The organism is Streptomyces sp. NPDC005402 (genome assembly GCF_040606575.1).
In the GTDB taxonomy this organism is placed as follows: domain Bacteria; phylum Actinomycetota; class Actinomycetes; order Streptomycetales; family Streptomycetaceae; genus Streptomyces.
The window spans coordinates 67,108-90,584 of the sequence record NZ_JBEXFB010000028.1 but is presented as its reverse complement, the minus strand read 5'-3'; the positions used below and the strand labels follow the sequence as shown (position 1 = coordinate 90,584).

The 23,477-nt window shown below is 67.9% G+C and carries 21 protein-coding genes, 1 tRNA gene and 1 other RNA gene; 14 read left to right on the top strand and 9 right to left on the bottom strand.

Features of this window, described 5'->3' with window-relative positions:
• Positions 1 to 55 precede the first annotated feature (55 nt).
• The 3 genes from ABZT02_RS38390 to ABZT02_RS38380 all read right to left on the bottom strand — a co-directional run bounded on the left by ABZT02_RS38390 (position 56) and on the right by ABZT02_RS38380 (position 5,490).
• The gene (locus tag ABZT02_RS38390; RefSeq protein WP_356026299.1) at positions 56 to 1,291 is read right to left on the bottom strand and encodes an SWIM zinc finger family protein; all 1,236 of its coding nucleotides are present in this window, start codon (positions 1,289 to 1,291) and stop codon (positions 56 to 58) included.
• On the bottom strand, positions 1,288 to 4,134 hold the full coding sequence (locus ABZT02_RS38385; RefSeq protein WP_356026296.1) for an SNF2-related protein: 2,847 nt from the start codon (positions 4,132 to 4,134) through the stop codon (positions 1,288 to 1,290). The genes ABZT02_RS38390 and ABZT02_RS38385 overlap by 4 nt, the downstream gene beginning before the upstream one ends.
• An 840-nt stretch (positions 4,135 to 4,974) precedes the next feature.
• The gene (locus ABZT02_RS38380) at positions 4,975 to 5,490 is read right to left on the bottom strand and encodes a hypothetical protein (RefSeq protein WP_356026294.1); all 516 of its coding nucleotides are present in this window, start codon (positions 5,488 to 5,490) and stop codon (positions 4,975 to 4,977) included.
• Between the two features lie 334 nt (positions 5,491 to 5,824).
• Here ABZT02_RS38380 and ABZT02_RS38375 point away from each other — a divergent pair, with 334 nt between their 5' ends.
• Positions 5,825 to 6,295, top strand: coding sequence for an SMI1/KNR4 family protein (locus ABZT02_RS38375; RefSeq protein ID WP_356026291.1), 471 nt, complete (start codon positions 5,825 to 5,827; stop codon positions 6,293 to 6,295).
• A gap of 1,233 nt (positions 6,296 to 7,528) precedes the next feature.
• Here the strand turns inward: ABZT02_RS38375 and ABZT02_RS38370 are convergent.
• The 5 genes from ABZT02_RS38370 to ABZT02_RS38350 all read right to left on the bottom strand — a co-directional run bounded on the left by ABZT02_RS38370 (position 7,529) and on the right by ABZT02_RS38350 (position 12,079).
• Positions 7,529 to 9,850, bottom strand: coding sequence for a hypothetical protein (locus tag ABZT02_RS38370; RefSeq protein WP_356026289.1), 2,322 nt, complete (start codon positions 9,848 to 9,850; stop codon positions 7,529 to 7,531).
• 519 nt (positions 9,851 to 10,369) lie between these two features.
• Positions 10,370 to 10,789, bottom strand: coding sequence for a hypothetical protein (locus tag ABZT02_RS38365; RefSeq protein ID WP_356026286.1), 420 nt, complete (start codon positions 10,787 to 10,789; stop codon positions 10,370 to 10,372).
• A 9-nt stretch (positions 10,790 to 10,798) separates the two neighbouring features.
• Positions 10,799 to 11,197, bottom strand: coding sequence for a hypothetical protein (locus ABZT02_RS38360; RefSeq protein ID WP_356026338.1), 399 nt, complete (start codon positions 11,195 to 11,197; stop codon positions 10,799 to 10,801).
• Positions 11,197 to 11,625 carry an ATP-binding protein gene (locus ABZT02_RS38355; protein WP_356026284.1) on the bottom strand — a complete coding sequence of 143 codons (429 nt, stop codon included), beginning with the start codon at positions 11,623 to 11,625 and terminating at the stop codon, positions 11,197 to 11,199. Before ABZT02_RS38355 ends, ABZT02_RS38360 begins: the two co-directional genes overlap by 1 nt.
• Before the next feature lie 46 nt (positions 11,626 to 11,671).
• Entirely contained in the window at positions 11,672 to 12,079 is a 408-nt protein-coding gene (locus ABZT02_RS38350) for an NUDIX domain-containing protein (protein WP_356026336.1), read from the bottom strand.
• Between the two features lie 110 nt (positions 12,080 to 12,189).
• Between ABZT02_RS38350 and ABZT02_RS38345 the strand changes: the two genes are divergently transcribed.
• The 10 genes from ABZT02_RS38345 to ABZT02_RS38300 all read left to right on the top strand — a co-directional run bounded on the left by ABZT02_RS38345 (position 12,190) and on the right by ABZT02_RS38300 (position 19,207).
• On the top strand, positions 12,190 to 12,981 hold the full coding sequence (locus tag ABZT02_RS38345) for a GntR family transcriptional regulator (protein WP_062025424.1): 792 nt from the start codon (positions 12,190 to 12,192) through the stop codon (positions 12,979 to 12,981).
• 170 nt (positions 12,982 to 13,151) lie between these two features.
• Positions 13,152 to 13,508: a hypothetical protein gene (locus ABZT02_RS38340; protein ID WP_356026280.1), complete on the top strand. Its 357-nt coding sequence runs from the start codon at positions 13,152 to 13,154 to the stop codon at positions 13,506 to 13,508.
• On the top strand, positions 13,508 to 14,884 hold the full coding sequence (locus tag ABZT02_RS38335; RefSeq protein WP_356026279.1) for an FtsK/SpoIIIE domain-containing protein: 1,377 nt from the start codon (positions 13,508 to 13,510) through the stop codon (positions 14,882 to 14,884). Before ABZT02_RS38340 ends, ABZT02_RS38335 begins: the two co-directional genes overlap by 1 nt.
• A gap of 81 nt (positions 14,885 to 14,965) precedes the next feature.
• Positions 14,966 to 15,595 carry a DUF2637 domain-containing protein gene (locus ABZT02_RS38330; RefSeq protein WP_356026276.1) on the top strand — a complete coding sequence of 210 codons (630 nt, stop codon included), beginning with the start codon at positions 14,966 to 14,968 and terminating at the stop codon, positions 15,593 to 15,595.
• Positions 15,596 to 15,610: 15 nt separating this feature from the next.
• Positions 15,611 to 15,802, top strand: a complete 192-nt coding sequence (locus tag ABZT02_RS38325; protein ID WP_356026274.1) for a mobile element transfer protein — start codon at positions 15,611 to 15,613, stop codon at positions 15,800 to 15,802.
• A 15-nt stretch (positions 15,803 to 15,817) separates the two neighbouring features.
• Entirely contained in the window at positions 15,818 to 16,012 is a 195-nt protein-coding gene (locus ABZT02_RS38320; protein ID WP_329441665.1) for a hypothetical protein, read from the top strand.
• A 25-nt stretch (positions 16,013 to 16,037) separates the two neighbouring features.
• Entirely contained in the window at positions 16,038 to 16,286 is a 249-nt protein-coding gene (locus ABZT02_RS38315) for a SpdD protein (RefSeq protein ID WP_356026271.1), read from the top strand.
• 123 nt (positions 16,287 to 16,409) lie between these two features.
• Positions 16,410 to 17,729: a replication initiator gene (locus ABZT02_RS38310; protein ID WP_356026269.1), complete on the top strand. Its 1,320-nt coding sequence runs from the start codon at positions 16,410 to 16,412 to the stop codon at positions 17,727 to 17,729.
• Entirely contained in the window at positions 17,722 to 17,955 is a 234-nt protein-coding gene (locus ABZT02_RS38305; protein WP_356026267.1) for an excisionase family DNA-binding protein, read from the top strand. Before ABZT02_RS38310 ends, ABZT02_RS38305 begins: the two co-directional genes overlap by 8 nt.
• A gap of 10 nt (positions 17,956 to 17,965) precedes the next feature.
• Positions 17,966 to 19,207, top strand: a complete 1,242-nt coding sequence (locus ABZT02_RS38300; RefSeq protein WP_356026264.1) for a tyrosine-type recombinase/integrase — start codon at positions 17,966 to 17,968, stop codon at positions 19,205 to 19,207.
• 79 nt (positions 19,208 to 19,286) lie between these two features.
• On the opposite strand, the gene ABZT02_RS38295 is transcribed toward ABZT02_RS38300, so the two are convergent.
• Positions 19,287 to 19,374, bottom strand: a tRNA-Ser gene (locus ABZT02_RS38295).
• A gap of 72 nt (positions 19,375 to 19,446) precedes the next feature.
• Between ABZT02_RS38295 and ffs the strand changes: the two genes are divergently transcribed.
• From ffs to purD, 3 genes are all read left to right on the top strand, one after another.
• Positions 19,447 to 19,545: signal recognition particle sRNA small type (ffs, locus tag ABZT02_RS38290), an RNA gene on the top strand.
• Positions 19,546 to 19,604: 59 nt separating this feature from the next.
• Positions 19,605 to 22,130 carry a DNA polymerase III subunit gamma and tau gene (locus tag ABZT02_RS38285; protein WP_356026261.1) on the top strand — a complete coding sequence of 842 codons (2,526 nt, stop codon included), beginning with the start codon at positions 19,605 to 19,607 and terminating at the stop codon, positions 22,128 to 22,130.
• Between the two features lie 83 nt (positions 22,131 to 22,213).
• A complete protein-coding gene (purD, locus tag ABZT02_RS38280; RefSeq protein WP_356026259.1) occupies positions 22,214 to 23,476 on the top strand; it encodes a phosphoribosylamine--glycine ligase in 1,263 nt (420 codons plus the stop codon).
• The last annotated feature ends 1 nt before the right edge of the window (position 23,477 follow it).

Here is a 23,477-nt window from a genome sequence, read left to right as displayed (position 1 = left end):
TGAGTGTGTCCAGCCGCTGCTCATGGTTTCTGGTGTCAGCGGGGAATCGCCTCCCCTACTCCTCGGTCTGCGACCAGGCCGCGGTGAGCGCTGTGACCGGGTCACTGTCGGCCTGTGCCGCGGGCCACCATTCGCCGTCGTCGTCCTGGAGGTAGGGGTACCAGCGGGCGTCGGGGCCCAGACGCAGCTGGATGCCGTGCGGGGTGAGGGTGAGCCGGTTGCGCCAGGCTCTGAGATGGGTGGGGGAGTCGGTCATCTCGGCGAGGGCCGTGGCCAGGGCGGTGCGGGCGGCCTTCATCAGCGTCGGGTCGGGGGTGTGGGCCTGTTCGGCGACGGTGATGCCCGTGGGGCCGCCGTGCCGCCAGGCGCGAGTGAGGCGTGCGAAGGCAGTGGGGTTGGCGCCGGTGTGCTGGATCAGGTGGTGGAACCACTCGGGTCCGGGGTTGCTCGCGGCGATGCGCACGGCGTCCTGATGCGGGGTCAGGTGCAGGTCGGCGGTGTCGCCCGCGAGGAGCCGGGCGGCGCGAGCGGTGGCGTCGGCCATGAGGCGTTCCAGGTCCGCGGCGGCCAGGCCGGTGCCGGGTGGCGGGGCGACGGGCAGCGCTGTGATGTGGGCGGCGGGATCCGGGAGTTCGGGCAGTTCGGGAGGATCTTCGGCCCAGTGGGCGTACGCGGCGGCGGCCGGGATGCCGGTCGGCGCCGGTGCGGCGGCGGTCTCCTGTGCTGCCGTACGGAGTGCGCGCAGCCGGGCGAAGACCTCCTCGCGACCGCGGCCGCGCAGCGCGAAGAGCACGAACGGGTCGGTGTCGATGGTGGCGGCGACGGCGTAGCAGAGCGCGGCGGCGTGCTTGCAGGGGTGTCCCCAGTCGGGGCAGGAGCACTCCGGATCGAGCTCGGTGGGCAGAGGGAGCAGTGGGACCCCTGCGTGCCGGGCGTCGTCGACGAGTTCGGCGGGCATCTCGCCGTCGAGAAGTGCTGCGAGATGCCCGGCGCGGGCCGCGATCGTGTCGAGCAGGGTGTCCCACTGCGGGTCGGTGAGGACGGGCAGGTGGACCGAGGAGCGGTACGGGCGTGGGCGGCTGCCCTGGACAGCGGCTTTGACCTGGCCCGGAGTGACGGTGACCGGGCCGACCATGCCTTTGCGGGCGTAGGTGCGTCCGCGCGAGAGCCGTCCGGCGTCCAGGGTGGAGTCTTCCAGGGCGGCCACCCATGCCTGGCCCCACCAGGTCGCGGCGAAGGCTCGCTTGCCGCGGGCGGGCGCGCGGCGCGGGCCGGGGACGGCGGGGCTCATGACTGCCTTCCCAGGGCGACGAGTTCGGCGAGTTCGGCGTCGGACAGTTCGGTGAGGGCTGCCTCGCCGGAGCCGACGACGGCGTCGGCGAGGGCGCGCTTGGCTTCGAGCAGCTTCGCCACCTTGTCCTCCACGGTTCCCTCCGCGAGGAGTTTGTGCACCTGGACGGGTCTGTCCTGGCCGATGCGGTAGGCGCGGTCGGTGGCCTGGTCCTCGACGGCCGGGTTCCACCAGCGGTCGTAGTGCACGACGTGCGTGGCGCGGGTGAGGTTGAGTCCGGTGCCCGCCGCCTTCAACGACAGCAGGAACACCGGCACTTCACCGCGCTGGAAGCGGTCCACCATCTCCTCGCGCCGCGCGACGGGGGTGGCACCGTGCAGGAAGAGAGTGGGGACACCGCGCTCCGAGAGGTGCTTCTCCAGCAGCGCCGCCATCTGTTTGTACTGCGTGAAGACCAGCACGGATTCGCCTTCGGCGGTGATGGTGTCGAGAAGTTCGTCGAGCAGGTCGAGCTTGCCGGAGCGGCCACGCAGGGGAGTGGACTGACGCAGGCTGTGCTCTTTCAAATACTGGGCGGGGTGGTTGCAGATCTGCTTCAGCGCGGTGAGCAGCTTGAGTACCAGACCGCGCCGGGCGATGCCCTCCGACTCCGCGATCTTCGCCATGGTCTCGCGGACCTGTGCCTCGTACAGGCCGGCCTGTTCGGCCGTCAGCGGGACGACGTGGTCGGTCTCGGTCTTGGGCGGCAGTTCGGGCGCGATGCCGGGGTCGGACTTCTTGCGGCGCAACAGGAAGGGCCGTACGAGACGGGACAGGCGTTCGGCTGCCTCGGGATTCTTGCCGGTCTCGATGGCGCGGGCGTGCCGGTCACGGAAGGCGGTGAGTGTGCCGAGGAGCCCGGGGGTGGTCCAGTCGAGCAGTGCCCACAGCTCGGAGAGGTTGTTCTCCACGGGGGTGCCGGTGAGGGCGACGCGGGCGCGGGCGGGCAGGGCGCGCAGTTCGCGGGCGGTGACGGCGTAGGGGTTCTTGATGTGCTGGGCCTCGTCTGCGGCCACCAGCGACCAAGCCGTCTCGGCGAGAACTTCGCGGTCTCGGCGCAGCACCCCGTAGGTGACCAGGACGATCTCGTCGCCGGCCAGGTCCTTGAGGTGGCGGTCACCGCCGTGGTAGCGGCGTACGGGGGTGGACGGGGCGAATCTGGCGGCCTCGCGCTGCCAGTTGCCGAGCAGGGAGGCCGGGCAGACGACGAGGGTGGGGCCCGCGGTGGTGGGGTCGCTCTGGCGGTGCAGGTGCAGAGCGAGCAAGGTGATGGTCTTGCCCAGGCCCATGTCGTCGGCGAGACAGCCGCCGAGGCCGAGTGCGCACATCTCGGCCAGCCAGGCCAGGCCCCGTTTCTGGTACTCGCGCAAGGTCGCCTTGAGCGCGGCGGGCTGGGGCGCGGGGGTGCGGGACTCGGGGTCACGGATACGAGCGACCAGCTCGCCGAGCGCACCGACCGCCGCACAGGGGATCCGGCCACCGTCCCTCCCCCAGCCTCCGGCCGGGGGGACCCCCATCTCGCTCCGTTCGGCCTCGCCGGTCAGCGCGGCGCTCAACGCCTCCATGGGGGTGAGCGGTTCCATCCGGCGGCGCCTGGCGCGGGCCACCAGCTTCGGGTCGGCGACCACCCACTGGTCGCGAAGCCGGACGAGGGGGCGGCGTGACTCTGCGAGGGCGTCCATCTCGGCCTCGGTGAGCGGCTCGCCGCCAAGGGAGACCTGCCAGCGGAAGTCGAGGAGGGCCTCGGTGTCCAGCAGGCCGCCCGCGGTGGAACCGGGGGCGGTGCGCTGCCCGATCTCCGCGGTCGCGGTGAGGGCCTTGACCAGTTCGCGCGGCCAGTGCACGTCGACACCGGCCGCACGCAGCGCGTCTGTGGCGTCCCCGAGGAGTTCGAAGGCTTCGTCGTCGGTCAACCGGAGCTGATCGGGAGCGGCATCGTCGAGCAGCCTCCGCAGCGGGGGCCAGGCGCGGGCGCCGCGACGCAGGGCGAGCAGGGTCTCGGTCTCGGCGCGCGGGCCGAGCAGCCGCTCCACTTCGGTCGGCTCGCTCCACAGCCGTGCGGCCTCGATGACGAGCGCCGGGTCCGCCGCGGTGTGCAGTTGCAGGACGGCCCGGAACTGCCGTCGGCGTCCTTCGGGTACGTCGACGCGCAGGGAGACACCGACCTCGGCGGTGAGCGCCGCCCGGGTTTCCTCGGCCCAGTCCCGCAAGGCGGGCACGGCACGGACCTCGCGCCAGGCGTACGGCAGTGCTCCCACGGCGAGCGGCGCGGCCGGCGTACGGACCAGATCATCGGCGACCGCATCGCAGAACTGACGTACCAGCGCGGCCGGTTCGGCGATCCGCACCGGCGCAGGACCTGGCTCGGGCAGGCAGTGGCCGTGTGGCGGGAAGGCGGCGGCCAGGGCGTCCAGCGTCTGGCGCTGGGCGACGGTGAGGGGACCCACCTGCCAGGTGTCGTAGCCGGCGGGGGTGATGGCCGGGTGGAGGCGGCCGTCGGCCAGCAGCCGCAGCGCGAAGCGAGTGGCGGCCTGCCAGGCGGCGCCGGAGGGATGCGTCGGCTCCGCATCGGCCAGGGCGGAGACAGCGACGGCGACAGGCAGCGCGTAACCCTCGACCCTGCGCCGCCTGACCGAGCGGCCGTGCGGCAGGACCAGTTCCACCGCCTCGGTCTCAAGGCCGGCGGGCGCCACACCGTCTCCGGCCGCTGCCCCGGTCGGCTTCCACAGCAGCAGCCGCCCAAGGCGGGCGGGCTCACCGGGCAGGAACACCGCCGCCCAGCCGGCGCCGAGCAGCTCCCTCACGAAGCCGGATGTCTCCTGCCGGGCCAGCGGCGGTGCGCTCCTCGCGCCGCCCGTACTCGGCTCTCGTACGACGACTCGTGCCACTCTCTTCCGCCCTGTCGCGTGCCGGACCACCCCAGGCCCGCTCACTACCGAACCCCACCAGGCAACGTCACACGCCGGCAACCGTGGGCCTCTGCTTGGCTGCCGGCGACGGCGTCGCCACGGCGGATACGCCGCTGCTGAACGCGCCGGTCCTCAACCGTAAGATGCAGCGCTTCGGTGAGGCCAAGAGCATTTGGGAACCAGCCGCGCGCGAGGCGTTGACCGAAGAGGCCACCGTCGACGGCTACGGCGAGGATGAGCAGCTCACCGGTTGCTCAGGCTGTGCCCGGGGGCCGGTCCGCCAGGACTATGGACCTGCCGCTGCCGGAGCCCGCCCCCGAGGGCTCGCAGTGGATCGAGGCATACCGCTACTGGGCCTGGGGCTTTCCCGTTTGGCGATATGCCCTAAATGTCGCCGAGACGGAAACTGAGACGGACAACGACGAAGGGCCCCGCTGCGAACAGCGGGGCCCTTCGACATCGTGCCCGGTGAGGCACTGGCGGAGGATACGAGATTCGAACTCGTGAGGGGTTGCCCCCAACACGCTTTCCAACTGTGTTGGTGGGGTCTTGGGGTGCGTTCGGGGGCGTTCACCTGCGTTCATGCAAGGATGGACGGTGCTCAGAGCTGGGCTTGTGAACGAGCCTGAACGTCCGCGAACCGCGGTGAATGAGACGGAAACTGAGACGGCCGCCCGGCCGGCTACCGACAGTCGTTCGGTAGCCGCTCGATGGTCCGGGGCCCGTGCGGACCTATCAGCAGGGGCGCTTATCGGCTGTCCGGATGACCGTCGTGTGTGCCACCGGGGTAGCCCCCTCCGGCGGTCCAACGAACACCGGCATGCCCTCCGGAGTGAACACCCGATCCATTACGTTCGTCAGCCTGGGGTCGAGGCGCCACAGGATCAGCTCGTATTGCTGACCCTCAGGACTCGCCGCGTTGCCGACCTGGAGGGAGCCCACGCCCCAGCCATCTCCGCTGGCGTCGGGTTGAACTTGCCGGGACAAGTAATAGCCACGGTTGCCGACGCCGTGGACCACGAGCCACAGCGTTCCCTCCTTCGGCATCTGGCCGACGCCCTTGACGGAATGGAGGCAGAGCCCAATTCGGTCCGCCTCGCTAGGCGTTGTGATCGCGTACCCCGTTGATGCCTGCGTGGGCGACGCAGGAAGCATGAGATAGATGCTTACGCCGCTGAGAACCAATGCGGCGATCCCGGACGTGACCGTCCAGACGTTCATGGTCAACCAGGCGGGTCGTTGCCAGGCCATGTCCCCCCCACGTGCGTGTTGGCCAGAGAGTAGGGCGATGCGCGTCAGTTTGTGATGATTGGTTGATATTTGATCAATTTATGAATACTTGCGTGTGTAAGTGAACGCATTCGATCGCCGCTAGTTGTGCTTCTGACGAGAAGCAGCGGTATGAGCTGGCGCCTCAGCTTGGGAAGCTCGGGTTCCCTGAAGGCGCTGCCTGTTCTGACTTGCGGTGGACCTGGAGTGGGGCGGAAGTGGCCGCCGACTTGTTCCCCGCTGTTCCCCGTGGTTCGCCGCAGGATCTGGCACACATCTGGCGCGTCCGACTACCCCGGGCTGAGAGCCTGGGCCGATGACTGATGATGAGGTTGTCGAGGCGTTGCGGGTCGTAGCGAGGGCGGGGACTTTGCCACCGCCCGCAACACCGGAGGCTGTCGCCGCGGCGGAAGAGGCCATCGGGTTCCCGTTGCCTCCTCTCCTGCGGCGCTTGTACGTCGAGGTCGCCAACGGGGGATTCGGCCCGAACAAAGGAATCCTGGGCGTGAGCGGTGGGGCCGCGCAGGGCAACTTTGCGGACATCGCCGAGTTGTACCAGGACGGGCCGGATCCGTCCGGTCGCATCCCGGCCGGCCTGGTGCTGATCTACGACTGGGGCTGCACCATCTGGTCGCTGGTCGACTTCCGCGACCCTGAGGGCGTCATGTGGGTCAACCATGAAGGCGAGTGCTGGCCCCAGGGTGTGAACCTCGCGGAGTGGCTGACGAGCACGCTCGCAGGAACATTGACGGTGGAAACGCTGCTGGAGAGCCAGCCCCCCTCGTAGACCAGATGCCCCGCTGCCCTGGGCTGGCACTTCTCCTTCATGGCTGCGGCACTTGAACCCACCAACCTCTTCGTCCCGAAGCAACTTGGGTGGGGGTGGGGCCTTGGGCCGGTGTGGCTCTCAACTGCGCTGATAGTTCACAGACGTTCGCGCTTGTCCGCCGCTGTTCGTCGGCGTTGTCACGCAGTTAGACACTCACCCCTGCTGTGCAGCTCGTTTCGCTGCCGCGTTCCGAGCATGGGCTTCGCGTCGTAGTCGCCGTTCGTAGTCAGCGACTTGACGGGCCAGAGGAAAGCAGGTGGCAGTTCGGATCAACCGTTCGTTTTCGCCATCTATCAGGAAGGGGCCGTTACCGCCCAGCCGAGGACGTCGACCGCTCTGCTCATCTCGGACTGCTCCCCAGTAGAAGATCCACCCGAATGACAGGACCTCTACGCGAAGGATCTGGAGGTCGTGCTCAATGTTGCCTCGTACCTCGTCGATCTCGGCAAGCACCAGTCGGCGTGCGTCCTCCTCAGTCAGCATTGTCCGATGATGACATGGGGCCGCTGCACCCTCACCGGTCTCAGCCAAGCTATAGGCCCCTGTGTCGTCGAACAGAGCAAGCTGCGGTGGCCGCGGCGACGGCGCGTGAGCCCTCAGCTTGGGAAGCTGCGGGCATTTGCAGCCGATTCGAGCGTTGACCTGGGCGAATAGGTGGTGCGTGGCCTCGTCGGCTCGACTGCTTTCACTGTGGTTCCCCGCTGGTCCCCGCTCGATCTGGTGCGGTTGTGGCGCGGCGTCCTGAGCGCTGCCGTACAGATGCGATCGTCAGAGAAGGCGCCACTCTCCCAGCACCACGGCTCCCAACGGCCGGTTGGAGCCACCACGTTCCCGGCGGCGCGTCTGGCGGGCGAGCTGGCGCTGAGGCGAGAGACGGCCGGCGTATCCCCGTGTGGTGATGCAGGGCGACTCCCTTTACATCCTTCGTAGCGATCTGGCCGAGGTGGTGGAAGCGCGCGAGCGGGGCGACCTCGCCGAGGTACGAGACTCGTCCGGCCTGCTCCTGGCGGGCCTCGACGCTCTGCTGAAACGCTACGAGGACGCACTGCAGCAGCACAAGCTCGAACGTACTGATGTTCGAGAGTCAGCCACGGCCGCGATCTGTAACGCGAGCCGACCACCTGTACATGTGACCGACGTGTCGCCAGGCTCGACAGCGAGGATCCCTTTGCATTCCGTAAAGCACCTTCGCTAGCTGACCTGTGCTGCTTCATCGATAGGAAGCATTAGTTCACTCGCGCCATCTACAGAAGCTCGATATTTTGGCCAATCAGCCCAAATTTCATCATACGTGGACCGAGTTCCGATCGAAAACCTCAGCACCTCAGCAGATTCCTTAAGGCGAGCTGCAGGTATGATGAATTGGTCCCGCGCGAGTCCAGGCATGCCGGAACGACCAATTCCTGACGGCCGCTGAGCAATGTAGTCGCGCTCTCTATAGTCCTTAAAATAGAATGAAGATCGACCTGCCGAGTCGCGAAAGTGTCCTGCTGGTCGAAATGCCATAGGGCACAATCCTGACCGTTCGGTGATGTCGATGAACTTAGTGATTGAATCGAGGAATTGTGCCAACTCCTCCTTGGTGGGGAAATCATCTCGTGAGTGCTGGAGTTGATTCCGTACGTTCGATACGTTGCCTGATTCCAGAAGTTTCGTGATGTCGCCTAGCAAATCCAAGATGGATTTCTGAGAGTCGGTGCCCAAGTCCAAGAATGGAAGGGTATGAGAGAATGCGAAAGGAGTCAGTTCGGCCGACGCTGCGTATGAAGGCATCTCGGATTCCTGTCGCTTGTATTGATCGGCGTCATCCAATACGGTGGACAGAAATTTCTTGAGACGGGCGAAACCCGAGATCAATGGGGCCAGCGTGTTCTTACCTTGCGCGTCGTAGATGATGAGTTCGCCTGTCGAGGAACCTCGTCGCGCGGAGGAGCTATTGAGTATTTTGGCCATCTGCTCCCTCGCCTCGCTGTGGCGATAAACGAACCTAGATTTTGCCGACCAGTGGTCGAACGTGAGAGCCCAGGTACTGAAGGCCAGAGTTGCATCAAGGGCGCTCTCAATTGATGAGAACAGAGGCGAGGACTCCCGCTTTATCTCATACTTTTCCGTCTCGCTGTAAGCCGTCACGCCGGCGACCGCTTGCGCGAAAACCTCCTGGTTTTTTCGCAATGAGCCAAAGGCTTCATCTGCGCTCTTAACATTGAATCCTAGCTTCCAAAGAAGTAGATTCAAGATCTCTGAGTCTTCGAGACGTTCGAGTTCCAGGCTGTTGGGAAGTCCACACTTTCCGGCGGCCAGTGCAGTCGGCCCCGGGCCAACGAGGACCAGATGGCGGAGTACTTCTACCGGTTCCTCACTCCTGAGGTATTGGTCGAGTCGCTCCTCTGTTGACTTTCCTTCGACGCGGCGAAGGCGCCAGTGTAGATCTGTCCTTGAAGCTTCATCCGACAGGTCGTAGATTGAAGAGATGAGACGTTGAAGTCGCACTACCGCTAGCGAAGTGTCGTCTGGGAGACTCCTGACGCCATAGCGCGAGCACTCGATTGATAGGTTGTAATACCCCCCGGTAATATCTAGGATTCTAGGGCTTCGAATTTCATGCTCAGGGATTTTTATCACCTTCGCGTGAATCGCCTCGTCTATGCATGAGGAAAGTTCCGTGCTGCCCAGGAGGAGAAGAGACTGAATTCTTGCCGCTTTATCGAGGCCATCGATGTAATCTTGTGGATTGCCCGCCGGGATGCCGTTATCGCTGAGCGCGGCACGCAGGGGAGAATCCTTTCCCCTGAGCGCCACAAATATAAGAGTATCTAGCTCGTCTTCGGTGAAGCATTCACCAAGGAGGGGGACTTCGGCAACGGTTTTCTGATCTCCGTAAAACGCACCGAAGTCGTTGTCTATCTCCGTGAAGAAGTCGCGGAAAGAAGAGGGCTGCCCAAAATCCCTCTCCAGAACTTCCCTTACTCTCGCACGTGTCTTATGGATCTGACTGTTCGTGGTCTCAAGGTAAGTTCGGTGAACAGTACGGCAGCTCCTTTTCTCGCAGTGATAGAGCGGTACGTTGATGAGAGGGGGAAGTTCCCTAATGCCTCGGCTTGTCAGAATGCCTAGCGGCCCAGTGACCAGATCGAAGGATTGGAATACTCCCCTGGGAGTTCCTTCTAGTAAGTGGGCGGTTTGGCTTTCGTCTAGCGACACGGGCACATGTTTGAATATTTCAAAAGCCTTGTCGTAGAGCTCGCGCCCCCATATGAAGGGGTGTAGGATTTTCCCGGCCTGAATTTCCTCGTTCAGTGCGGCAGTTAAGCGCGGTAGGTCTGTTGCTTTATGGTCGACTAGCAATTCTTCGTGGAAGAACTTGAGGAAGCATGCCAACCTGACCTCTGCCCATTTGAAGTTCCGCGCTCGCATAACATGGCGGCAGACCTCTTCGCCGTGTGGTGTTAGGATAATGGGGTCGATTAGCTTTGACGGAACACGGTACCGCGTAGGCAAGATGGAATTGCTCATAAACTCCTGGATAGCAATCAATCGGAGTAGATTGATGCGTTCATCCGTGTCTGAATACATTGACCTGAGATCACGAACCGTGTGCGGCATGCAAGATCCTCCGTTCCCCAGCCGTAGGGTAACCCTGAATGGGGCTGTTTGTGCAGGGTTCGAGAAGGTCGGAGCGGTGACCCATGAGGGCGGTGGAGCGGCTTTGGGCTGGAGCTGCTTTGGCGCGAGTGATCATGGCCCCGTAAGCTTCCGGCGCGTCGGGCAGTCTGTGGACCTGCCCGGTAAAGCACGACGTTGGGGCCATGATCTTCGAGGCTCGCGCCAAAGTGGCTGCCTAAAGCCGTGGAGCCGACCGCCCCAGCCACGACGTCCCCCTTCTCTGGCATCAGGCGGCTGATTGCTTAGAGCGCGGCACGGGCGCCGGCCGGGCTGGAGCGGGACGAAGGCAGGAGCGCAGGCCCGGCCGGGGGCCGGGCCGCGCGCGGGGAGCGGAGCGAGCCGCCTTGAATCAGTAGAGAAAGTTGTAACTCAGTCTGAGGCGTGGGCCTGTTGAGTCTCTGTCCGAGACTGCCCGTCGGGCTTGGCATCGGCTCGGAACTCGTCCAGGAGCTCGAAGAACATCTCCATGGCGGGCCTGCTGGACCGCTCTGCTTCACGTTCGATCTCTGCGGCCCAGCCGAGGGAGGAAGGGCTGCCTTGGCGCTGACATAGCCAGTCGGAGAAGGGGCTCGGGCTGCCTGGGGTCCAAAAGTCGAACGGCTCCGCGATGTCGTGGATGCCTAGCGCCACGCGGTAGCCGGTGAGCATGGAGTCCAAGTGCTGCAAGGAGTTGCTGCGGACCCACATGCCCGGACGGAGTCGTACTTCCTCCAGGAAGTCATACACGTCGGTGAGATCTTCGATGCGCCTGGGCCTGCATCTCATCCCGCGTACGTCTGAGTCGGTCATGCGTGCACTCTATTGAGAAGTCGTGCCAGTTGAAGGCCCTGTACGAGGCTTGAACTGGTGCGCGCAGGCTGGGATGTCGAGGCTTTGGCGGTGTGCCAACGGTAGGAAGATCACAGGCCGGATAGTCCATGTGATGCGAGTACGGGCCTGGGTGAGCGTCACCGTGCTGGGCTCGGCGCGTAGGAGTGCCTTCCTCGTGGTGATGCGGCCGTCGTACAGCCACTCCCACGCCTCCTGGGACGCGTCGGGATCCAGCGCCGGTGAGATCGTGCGGAGTGCGACCGCTACCCATCTGTCGGCCTGCGGCGCCGAGTACGCGTCGAAGGATGCCCGGAGGACCGGTCGCGTCTCCTCGGTGAGGTCTTGGGCCCAGCACTCGCACCAGTAGCCCCGTTGCGGCTTGTCCATCAGCACGGGTGCCCCCCGGCCCTGGAGTCTGTGAACAGTTCCGCGGTGACCGTGTGGCCGCCATCGCTCTCGTGGACGACGACCCGGTGAGCGATCACGCTGACCATGCCCAGGCCGCGGCCGTGCTCGGCGTCCTGGTCCTGGCGCTCGATCTTCGGGGCGGTGCCGGCACCTCCGCCGTCCGTGACCGACAGCGCGATGACCTGTGCGGACACTGCCAGAGCCAGATGGAAACTGCCCGAGTCCTGGCCGCTGGCGGTGTGCAGGATCGCGTTCGCGCTCAGCTCGCTCACGATCAGTTCCGCGTCGTCGGCCAACGGCGAGCCGTTCAGGATGTCACGGGTCCAGCGGCGGGCCCGGCTGACCTCTTCCGGGAAACCTGGGCAAGTGAGCCCCCAGACCCGGGCTGTACTCGTATACTCGTGCATACAAGTTCCTTCGTGCTGGTAGGCCGCCATGTTCAGCGGGTTCGGGCTAGACGAGTTTCACGCCGTCGTGGGCGCGGATGGCAGGTGGAGACGCTGCGTCCATCGCATCCAGGACGCGGATGGCGTAAGCCTCGTCGGCAAGCTCGGAGACTTCTTCACGGGTGGCCCAGCGCAGTGCGCGGGTCTCGTCGCCGGTCGTGGGCGTGCCGTCGGCGGCCTGGCAGCGGAAGACCAGGGAGACGATCAGGCCCGTCATGTTCTTGTAGACGCCGGTCAGAGTCGCCGGGAGGGTGATCTTGATGCCGGTCTCTTCGAGGACTTCGCGTTGCAGTGCCTCGGGGACGGTCTCCTCGCGTTCGAGGACACCGCCCGGGGGCTCCCACTTGCCGTTGTCCCGGCGCTGGATCAGGAGGGCCCGGCCCAAGTCGTCGATGACGACTCCGGCCACGCTCACGGAGTGCGGGCGTTCTGTGCTCACGTTCCTCGGCCCTCTCGGATGGCTAGGCTCTCCTACCGTAGCAACAACACTCGCCCACACGTCTAGATACCTAAAGGAGTGCACTCGTGACCCCTGCTCTTCCCTCCGGCCAGCTTGGTGATCTCGACCCCACGAGCGATCGTGCGGTCTTCCGGCAGATCGCCGACCAGCTGCGCGAGGCCATTGACCGTGGGCGGTTCCGAGAGGGCGAGAAGCTGCCCTCAGAGGCAGAGCTTGTGGACCACTACGGGGTATCCCGGATGACCGTCCGCAACTCCTTCTCCATCCTCCAGGGGGAAGGGCTCGTCCACGCCGAACACGGCAAGGGCGTATTCGTCCGGCCCCGTCCGCCCGTGCGGCGGCTCGCCTCCGACCGGTTCGCCCGACGGCATCGCGAGCAGGGCAAGTCCGCGTTCATCGTCGAGGCGGACACGGTCGGCAGCCATCCGCAGGTCGACAGCCTTGAGGTCAAGGAAGAGAAGGCCAGTCAGGACATCTCCACGCGGCTCGGCTCGGTACGGCGGGTGCTCGCCCGGCGCCGGCGGTACCTCCTCGACGGGCGGCCGGTCGAGTTCGCCACCTCCTACCTCCCCCTCGACATCGCCCGCGGTACGCAGATCGCCGAACCCAACCCCGGTCCCGGCGGCATCTACGCCCGCCTCGAAGAACTCGGCCACCGCCTCGACCACTTCGAGGAGGAGATCCGGGCCCGGATGCCCTCACCGGACGAGGTCAAGACGCTCCGGCTGGCCTCCGGCGTGCCCGTCATCCACCTCATCCGCACTGCCTTCGACACCGAGGGACGGGCCGTCGAGGTCTGCGACACGGTCATGGCAGCGGACGCCTACGTGCTGTCGTATCAGCTTCCGGCGACCTAATCGCCATGGTTTGCGATGGTGCGCGGGGGTGCTCGCCCGAACTCGTACACCTCAGCATGCATACTCGTATAGACGAGTGGGCAAGTTGTGTGGCAGGGTGATCGTCGTGAGCCCGGGAGATCGGGTTCGCAGATCGCTACATGTATAGACGAGTAGATAGGGAAACTGCCTTGCGTACCATCCGTGTTGAGACCTCCGCCGCCACGATCCTCCTCACCGAGGCTCCTGAGCCCAAGGTCCGCGACCGTCAGACCGGCGAGATCGCCAAGGACGCTGTCAGCGGTGAGGCGCTGATGACGCTCGGCGTCGTCTACATCGAGGACGGCGAGTCCTCGCTGATCAAGGTCACCGTCCCGGAGGGCGGTGTCTCCGAGGGCCTCACCCTCGGTGCTCCGGTCTCCCTGCCGGGGCTCATCGCCCGGCCGTGGGAGTCCGTGTTCAACGGCCAGCAGCGTCACGGCATCGCCTACCGGGCCGCCGCCGTCACCCCGGCCACGTTCCCGGCCGCCATGGGGGCCACCGCCTGATGACCGACCTGACGACACTCCTGGAGGTGGGTGGTCCCCTCGCCGCGCTCGGCGGCGGGACCGCCTACACCCGGGCCAAGTACCCGGCCGTCTACTGGTCCGCCATCGGCGGCCCGATATCCACCGCCCGCCTGCTCAGCTCGTACAGCTCCGTCATGGAGGCCTGCGGCCTGACGGTCGCGCCCTCGCGGCTGCGGGTTCTCGCCGTGAAGGCGACTACTCGGCGAGAAGTCCGGCCGGTCCCGCCCCGCCGGGGACTCATCCGGCCCACCTCGACAGGGCTGCGCATCCGGCTGCGGCTCGCACCCGGGCAGGAACCCGCCGACGTCGCCGCCTCGGCCGAACGGCTGCGGCACGCCTGGGGCGTTCATGCCGTCTACGTCAACACCGTCAAGCCGGGTGTCGTCGAACTCCGGCTTGTCGGCTACGACGTCCTGCGGCGGGTCCGGATGCCGCGCAAGGTCGACTCTGGGTTCCTCAAGGTGCCGGTGGCGCTGAGGGAGGATGCCACTCCTTTCGTACGGGACTACCGGACTGTTCCTCACCAACTCACCCTGGGCGCAACCCTGTCGGGTAAGTCCATGTACCTGCGCCACCTCATTGCCGGACTGGCTTCTCAGCCCGTTGCCCTCGTCGGGATCGACTGCAAGCGGGGTGTCGAACTGGCGCCCTTCGCCGCCCGTCTCTCCGCACTCGCCACCGACCCGGACGAAGCTGCCGAACTGCTGCCTGTCCTGGTCAAGGAAATGGAGGACCGATACGACCTGATCAAGGCCCGGCAGGGCATCACGCCCGGCACCCCGGACGAGGAGATCACCTCCGATGTCTGGGGCCTGCCTGAGAACGAACGGCCCGTGCCCATCGTCCTGTTCGTCGACGAGGTCGCCGAACTCTTCCTCACCGCCACCCGCAAGGACGAGGAACGCCGCGACGAAATGGTCACCCAGCTCATCCGCCTCGCCCAGCTCGGCCGCGCGGCCGGCATCTACCTGGAGGTGTGCGGCCAGCGCTTCGGCGCCGAACTCGGCAAGGGCGCCACCATGCTCCGCGCCCAGCTCACCGGCCGCGTCTGCCACCGCGTCAACGACGAAGCCTCCGCCAAGATGGCACTCGGCGACATCGCCCCGGAAGCGGTCGACGCCGCCTGCGCCGTCGCCCCTGAAATGCCCGGCCTCGCCGTCGCGGGCGACACCTCCGGCGGCTGGTCCCGCATTCGCACGCCGTACCTCTCCCTCGGCGATGCCGCCGAGATCTGCCGGGAGTCGGCGCACCTGGTGCCCGACCTGCCCGCGCTCAAGCCCTTCCAGCCCGACGTCCCCACACGTCCCGTCGAGACCCCGGCCCCGGCAGCTCTCCCGCACCCGGTGACCGACTGACGCTCACCTCAACCCGGTCGGCGTGACCGCCTCGCGCCATGTCCCTACCCCTGCATGCCTGAAACCGAAAGGAGCCGGACCGTGCGCGCCCATCTGGCCCGTGTCGACGCCGTGTTGGTCCAGGCGCTCATCGCCGCCGCACTGTCCTTCGCCCACATCCACGACATCGCCATGGCGACCGGACAGGACGGATGGAAGGCGTGGGCCTACCCGATCAGCGTTGACCTGCTGCTCGTCGCCGCATGGCGTCGACTGCGCTCCGGTACGGCCAAAGCGGCGGCCTGGTGCTGGTTCGTCATCGCCCTCACCGCCTCCCTCGGCGCCAACGTCGCCACCGCCGGACTCCTCGACATGACCAACGTGCCGGCCTGGCTGCGCATCCTCGTCGCGGGCTGGCCCGCGGTCGCCTTCCTCGGCGGAACCCTCCTCGCCCACTCAGCGCCCAAAGCGGCCACCGACGAGAACGGCGCGGAACTCATCGAGGACCAGGAGGACGAGCCCGAAGCCACATCCGACCCGCCTGTCCAACCCACCACCGAATCGACCACGCCGCCCCCGCCCGTCCCGGTCCCGGTCGCCCTGGTCGACCACGCCCGCAAGGTCGCCGCCGAACACCACACCCGCAACGGAACCCGGATCGACATCCCAACCCTCCGCGCCCGCCTCGGCGTACCTGCACCCCTGGCCGAAGCCATCGCCGCCCAACTCTGAAGGGAGAGCAAGCACATGACCGCCAACCGCCGCTTCCGCAACGTCACCCGTATAGGCCCCGTCCAGGTCGCCACCGCCTACGACGGCCGGGGCCGGGAGAAGCACACCGCCGCCTGCACCGCCCCGCGATGCGGCTTCTCGGCCGACTACGACAGCCGTGCCGCCGCCGAACTGGCCGCCCGTACCCACCGCTGCCCCGTCCGCTGAAAGGACCCACCACCCGTGACTGTCAGCCTGCCGCTCGTCGTCGTCCTCGGCTTCTTTGCCTGGGGAGCGGTCAAGTTCCTCGGCGTCCGCACCTGGATCGTCGTCCTCATCGCCCTCTTCGGCTTCTGGCTCTCCCACACCTTCCTCGCCCCCGCGATCGAATCCGGCACACGCTCCGGCGTCACCGTCATAAACGGCTCACATACCTAGACGAGTAGATGAGAAAGGACCCGCCGTGTTCCTGCCCAAGTACCCCGACAACCCGACCCCGCCGCCCGCACACACCCACACCACGACGACCGACCCGGCACCCGCACGCCGCTCGCTGCCCTCGGTGTCCATCGATCAGAAGACGGTCGTCGCCCTGGTCGTCGGCGGAGTCGTCCTCACTGCGCTCCTGGCCGCCGTCGCCGTCACGGCCATCTCCGTCGCCGTGGCCGCCGTGGTCCTGCGCTCCATGCTCCGCGACCAGCACCGCCGTTAGATCCCGCCCGGCCTCCGGGGCGGCGGCACACGACCAAGCATTACGCCGCCCCGGGGCCTGTTCCTCCCGACCGAGCAAGCCAGAAGGAGAAACGCCATCTTCACCCGCACCAACCCGGCCCCCGTGCCGGAACTCGCGAACCTGGCCGCCCAGGGAACGCTCCCCGGTATCCTCCGCCAGCTCTCCACCCTCGGCGGCTGCGCCCACCCCATCCGCCTCGACGGCCACCGCACCGAATACGACCTCGACACCACCACCGGCGAGATCGGCCGCGTCCTCCAGCACCTCGACTCGACCAGCCTCCCCGCCGGCCAACTCCTCGTCCGCTGCAACAACCGTCGCACCACCCGATGCGAGGCCTGCGCCGAGGTCTACCGCCGCGACACCTTCCACCTGATCAGCTCCGGACTACGCGGAGGCAAGGGAACCCCCGAACAGGTCGGCGCCCACCCCCGCGTGTTCGCCACCTTCACCGCCCCCAGCTTCGGCCCGGTCCACAACCGCCGCACCGACGGCCGCCCCTGCCGCTGCGGCCTCCACCACGACCAGGACGACGAAGCCCTCGGCACCCCGCTCAACCCGAACACCTACGACTACGAAGCCGCCGTGCTCTGGAACGCCCACGCGGGAGCTCTCTGGCGCCGGTTCTCGATCTACCTCCGCCGGGAGGTCGCCAAGCGCGCAGGGCTCTCGCAACGCCGTCTCCGCGACCACGCCCGCGTCTCCTTCGCAAAGGTCGCCGAGTACCAAAAGCGCGGTGCCGTCCACTTTCACGCGGTCATACGCCTCGACGGCCCCGGCGGGGGAGACACGTCACCCCCCAACTGGGCAACCGCTGAACTGCTCACCGACGCAATCCAGGCCGCCACGACCAAGGTCCGTGTCGACGGCCCGGTCATCGACAGCCGCACCCACACCTTCACCTTCGGCCGCCAACTCGACGTCCGCACCATCCGATCCGCCGACTTCAACGACGGCCAGGAGCTGACCGAACGAGCCGTCGCCGCCTACATCGCCAAGTACGCCACCAAGGGCGCCGAAACCGCGACAGGCGCCCTCGACCGCCCGCTGAAGTTCGTCGCCGAACTCGCCCAACTCGACATCAGCGACCACGCCCGCCAACTCATCCGAACCGCCTGGACCCTCGGCGCCCGCAAAGATCTCGAACACCTCCGCCTACGCGCCTGGGCCCACATGCTCGGCTTCCGCGGCCACTTCTCCACCAAATCCCGCCGCTACTCCACCACCCTCGGCGCCCTCCGCAACGCCCGCGCCGAATACCGCCGCGCCCAAGCCGCAGAAGCCACCAACCCTCAGCCGGAGACGACATACGTCCTCGCCCACTGGGTCTTCGCCGGAACCGGCCTCTCCGACACCGAAGCCTGGCTGTCCGCATCCCTTGAACCCGCCCCCGGAACGGAAGGAGAACCAACTCGTGGCTGAGCCCCGAGTCCCCGCCAGCAGGCCCGAGCAGCCCGACCCCTCCTTGGCCCTCCTGACCGTCGAGGAAGCGGCCCGGCGCCTCCGCATCGGCCGTACGACATGCTTCCGCCTCGTCCTCGCCGGAGAGATCGAGTCGATCACAGTCGGAAGACTCCGCCGAGTCCCCGCCGACGCCGTGCCCGCCTACGTCACCAAGCTCCGCCACCGACCCGCCCAAGCGGCCTGAGGGGGACGACATGGCAGAGAAGAAGACACGCACCCGACAGCCCAATGGCGCCTCCTCCATCTACCTCGGCAAAGACGGTAAGTGGCACGGCCGAGTGACAGTCGGCGTTCGCGACGACGGCAAGCCGGACCGCCGCCACATCGAGCGCAAGACCAAGGCCGAGGTGACCAAGGCCGTCCGCGAAATGGAGCGGGCGAGAGACGACAAGAAGCTCAGGAAGCCGGGCCAGAGCTGGACCCTGCAAGCCTGGCTTGAGCACTGGGTCGAGAACATCGCCAAGCCGTACGTCTCCGAGAACACGTACGACGGCTACGAGGTCGACGTACGCGTACACCTCGTCCCCGGCCTGGGTGCTCACAAGCTCGACAAGCTGGAGCCTGAGCACCTGGAGCGCTTCTACGGGAAGATGCAGAAAGCCGGGAGCTCCGCCGGCACCGCCCACCACGCTCACCGGACGATCAGGGTCGCCCTCGGTGAAGCCAAGCGACGCGGTCACGTCGCGACCAACGTGGCCGAGATCGCCAAGGCTCCGCGTCTCGAAGAAGAGGACATCGAGCCATTCACCATCGAGGAGGTTCAGAGCCTCCTCGTCGAGGCCGCCAAGCTCCGCAACAGCACGAGGTGGGTCGTCGCCCTGGCGCTCGGCCTTCGCCAAGGGGAAGCGCTCGGGCTCCACTGGGAAGACGTTGACCTGGACACGGGCTACGTCCGCATCCGCAAGAACCGTCTCCGCCCCAAGTACGCCCACGGCTGCGGAGACACCCCGTGCGGCCGTAAAGCTGGCTACTGCCCCCAGAAGCAGCAGACCCGCCGCGAGCACAAGTCCACCAAGTCCCGCGCCGGACGCCGCACCATCGGCCTCCCCGACCCGCTGATCAAGCTCCTCCGTCAGCACCAGGAGCAGCAGGACAAGGAGCGGATCGAGGCCGGAGCCGACTGGCAGGACAAGGGATACGTCTTCGCCTCTTCGACCGGCGGCCCCCTCAGCCCGAACACTGACTTCCACACCTGGAAGAAGCTCCTGCGAGACGCGGGCGTACGAGACGGCCGTCTCCATGACGCTCGCCACACCGCCGCCACCGTCCTCCTGATCCTCGGCGTCCCGGACGTCGTGGTCGACGCGATCATGGGATGGGAGCCCGGGGGAGCGGCACGCATGCGCGCCCGCTACATGCACGTCACGGGAACGCTGCTGCGGAAGGTGGCTCAACAAGTCGGCGACGCTCTCTGGGAGCCGCCGAAGCCCAACTGAGACGGAAACTGAGACGGACAACGACGAAGGGCCCCGCTGCGAACAGCGGGGCCCTTCGACATCGTGCCCGGTGAGGCACTGGCGGAGGATACGAGATTCGAACTCGTGAGGGGTTGCCCCCAACACGCTTTCCAAGCGTGCGCCCTAGGCCTCTAGGCGAATCCTCCGCGGCAAACAATACAAGACGTTGAGGAGTGCTCGCGAACTCGTTCCCACCCCCCGCCATCGGGTACTGTTTGGGCAGCCCCTCACGCGGCGCTATCTGACTGAACTCCCCCAGGGCCGGAAGGCAGCAAGGGTAGGTTGGCTCTGGCGGGTGCGTGGGGGGCGTTCGCGTTCCCGGACGGGGGGCCCGCGCGGGGTCGGGTTGTCAGTGGGCGCCTATAACCTCGTATGCGTGTCGTCTCTCGCGTTGTACCGCCGCTATCGCCCGGAGTCGTTCGCCGAGGTCATCGGGCAGGAGCATGTCACCGACCCGCTGCAGCAGGCGCTGCGGAACAACCGGGTCAATCACGCGTACCTGTTCAGCGGTCCGCGGGGATGCGGCAAGACGACCAGCGCGCGCATCCTCGCCAGGTGCCTGAACTGCGCGCAGGGGCCCACGCCCACGCCCTGCGGCGAGTGCCAGTCCTGTCAGGACCTGGCCAGGAACGGCCCGGGGTCCATCGACGTCATCGAGATCGACGCCGCCTCCCACGGTGGCGTGGACGACGCCCGTGAGCTGCGTGAGAAGGCCTTCTTCGGCCCGGCGGGCAGCCGGTACAAGATCTACATCATCGACGAGGCCCACATGGTCACGTCGGCCGGGTTCAACGCGCTGCTGAAGGTCGTCGAGGAGCCCCCGGAGCACCTCAAGTTCATCTTCGCCACCACCGAACCCGAGAAGGTCATCGGGACGATCCGGTCGCGGACCCATCACTACCCCTTCCGGCTCGTACCGCCCGGCACCCTGCGGGAGTACCTCGGCGAGGTGTGCGGCAAGGAGAACATCCCCGTCGAGGACGGCGTCCTGCCGCTCGTCGTGCGGGCCGGCCAGGGCTCCGTGCGTGACTCCATGTCCGTCATGGACCAGCTCCTCGCCGGAGCGCGGGAGGAGGGTGTGACGTATGCCATGGCGACCTCCCTCCTCGGGTACACCGACGGTTCCCTTCTCGACTCCGTCGTCGAGGCCTTCGCCACCGGTGACGGCGCCGCCGCCTTCGAGGTCGTCGACCGCGTCATCGAGGGCGGCAACGACCCGCGCCGTTTCGTCGCCGACCTGCTGGAGCGACTGCGGGACCTGGTCATCCTGGCCGCCGTTCCCGACGCCGCCGAGAAGGGGCTGATCGACGCCCCCGCCGACGTCATCGAGCGCATGCAGGCCCAGGCCGGCACCTTCGGCGCCGCCGAGCTCAGCCGCGCCGCCGACCTCGTCAACGAAGGCCTGACCGAGATGCGCGGCGCCCACTCGCCCCGCCTCCAGCTGGAACTCATCTGCGCGCGCGTGCTGCTTCCCGCCGCCTACGGGGACGAGCGCTCGGTCATGGCCCGCCTCGACCGCATCGAACGGGGCGTGCACTTCTCGGCCGGTGGCGGCGCCCCCGCGATGGGGTACGTGCCCGGGCCGGAGGCGCACAGGGGAGCCGCCCCGGGCCCCTCGGCGGTCGCCGTACCGCCGACGCCTTCGGCTCCGGTTCCGCCCGGCGGCGGTCCTGCCGCGGCCCGGGCCGCGGTCCGGGCTTCGGGCGCGGGTGCACCGCCCGCCGGCCCGGGGCCTGGCAGCGGCATCCAGGGGGGAAGCCTCCCCGGCGGTGGCGCGCAGGGTGGCGGCATCCCGGCCGGGGTGCCCGGTGGAGCAGGTGGCCCGGGCGGATACCCCGGCGCTACGGCCGACTCGGCGTCCCCGGCCCCGGACGCCACCGCCGCTCCGGCGGCCCCCGCCGGTCCGCCCTCGGGCCCGTCCGCCGGTCCGGCGCACGGTTCTCCCGCGGGCCAGGTTCCGGGTGCTCCGGCCGGTCCACCCGCCGGCTCATCCCCTGCCGCCCACCCGGACCAGCCCCACCCGGACCAGCCCCACCCGACCCACCAGCCGCCGTCCCCTACGGCCCCCACGGGCCCCGCTGCGTCCGCTCCGGCCCCGGCTCCCGGCGCCTGGCCCACCGCCGCACCCGCCGGTGGCGGCCGGCGCCCCGGTGGCTGGCCCACCGCGACCCCTGCGGGCGGCGGCCAGTCGCAGACGCCCGCAGCGCACCGACCCGCGTCAGCCCCGGCACCGGCCCAGGCCGCACCCGCGGCCTCGGCACCCGGCCCGGCCGCCTACGCGCCGCCGACCGGTGGGCTCGACCCCCGCCAGCTCTGGCCCAACATCCTGGAAGCGGTCAAGAACCGTCGCCGCTTCACCTGGATCCTGCTCAGCCAGAACGCCCAGGTGGCCGGCTTCGACGGCACCACCCTCCAGCTCGGCTTCGTCAACGCCGGCGCCCGGGACAACTTCGCGAGCAGCGGCAGCGAGGAGGTGCTGCGCCAGGCACTCTCCGAACAGTTCAGCGTCCAGTGGAAGATCGAGGCCGTCGTCGACCCGTCGGGCGGCGGCGCGGCCCCCCCGGCATCCGGCGGCTTCAACGGCGGTGGCGGTGGCTACGGCGGAGGCGGCAACGCGGGCGGCTACGGCACCGGAAACACGGGAGGCTACGGCGCCCCGGCCCCTCAGGCCCCGCCGTCCCCTCAGTCGGCATCCGCGCCGGCGAGCCAGTCCAGGCCGACGCCCGCCCCCTCACAGGCCCCCGCCCCGCAGCGGTCCGCGCCGGAACCCCCGCCGGTCTCCATCGAGGACGACATCCCCGAGGACGACGACCCCGACCTCAACGAGTCGGCTCTCTCGGGCCGCGAACTGATCGTGCGGGAGCTCGGGGCGACAGTGGTGGAGGAGATCACGAACGAGTAGGACCCCGGCTCCTGGAGGAACCTACGACTCCGCTGGCTCCACCCAGTAGGAAGCCCCCACAAAAACCCCGTTAGGCTGACCCCGTGAAGGTCCTCGTCATCGGTAACGGCGCCCGCGAACACGCCCTGTGCCGCTCCCTGTCCCTCGACCCCGACGTCAGCGCACTGCACTGCGCACCCGGCAACGCCGGAATCGCCGAGGTCGCCGAGCTGCACCCGGTCGACGCCCTCGACGGCGAGGCGGTGACCGCGCTCGCGCAGCGACTCGGCGCCGACCTGGTCGTCGTAGGCCCGGAGGCCCCGCTGGTCGCGGGGGTCGCCGACGCCGTGCGCGAGGTGGGCATTCCCGTCTTCGGCCCGTCCGGGGAGGCCGCGCAGCTCGAGGGCTCCAAGGCCTTCGCCAAGGACGTCATGGCCGCGGCCGGAGTACCGACCGCCCGCTCCTACGTCTGCACGACCCCCGAGGAGGTCGCCGAGGCCCTCGACGCCTTCGGCGCCCCGTACGTGGTGAAGGACGACGGTCTCGCCGCGGGCAAGGGCGTGGTCGTCACCAGCGACATCGAGGTGGCGACGGCCCACGCGAACGCCTGTGAGCGGGTCGTCATCGAGGAGTTCCTCGACGGCCCCGAGGTCTCCCTCTTCGCCATCACCGACGGCGACACCGTCCTCCCGCTCCAGCCCGCCCAGGACTTCAAGCGCGCACTCGACGGCGACGAGGGCCCGAACACCGGCGGCATGGGCGCGTACTCCCCGCTGCCCTGGGCCGACCCGAAGCTGGTCGACGAGGTCATGCAGACGGTTCTGCAGCCGACGGTCGACGAGATGCGCCGCCGCGGCACCCCCTTCTCCGGTCTGCTGTACGCCGGTCTCGCGATCACGTCCCGGGGCGTGCGGGTCATCGAGTTCAACGCCCGCTTCGGCGACCCCGAGACCCAGGTCGTCCTGGCCCGCCTCAAGACCCCGCTGGCCGGTGTCCTGCTCGCCGCCGCGAGCGGCCACCTCGAGGACCTGCCGCCGCTGCGCTGGAGCGAGGACGCCGCGGTCACCGTGGTCGTCGCCTCGCACAACTACCCCGCCACCCCGCGCACCGGCGACCCGATCACCGGCCTCGACGAGGTGGCCGCGCAGGACGCCCCGCACGCGTACGTCCTGCACGCCGGCACCAGGCGGGACGGCGACGCCGTCGTCAGCGCCGGCGGCCGCGTCCTGTCGGTCACGGCGTCCGGCAAGGACCTCACCGAGGCCCGCGAGCGCGCGTACCGGGCCGTGGGCCGTATCCGGCTCGACGGTTCCCAGCACCGGACGGACATCGCGGCGAAGGCGGCGTCCGAGGCCCGAGAAGTCTGAA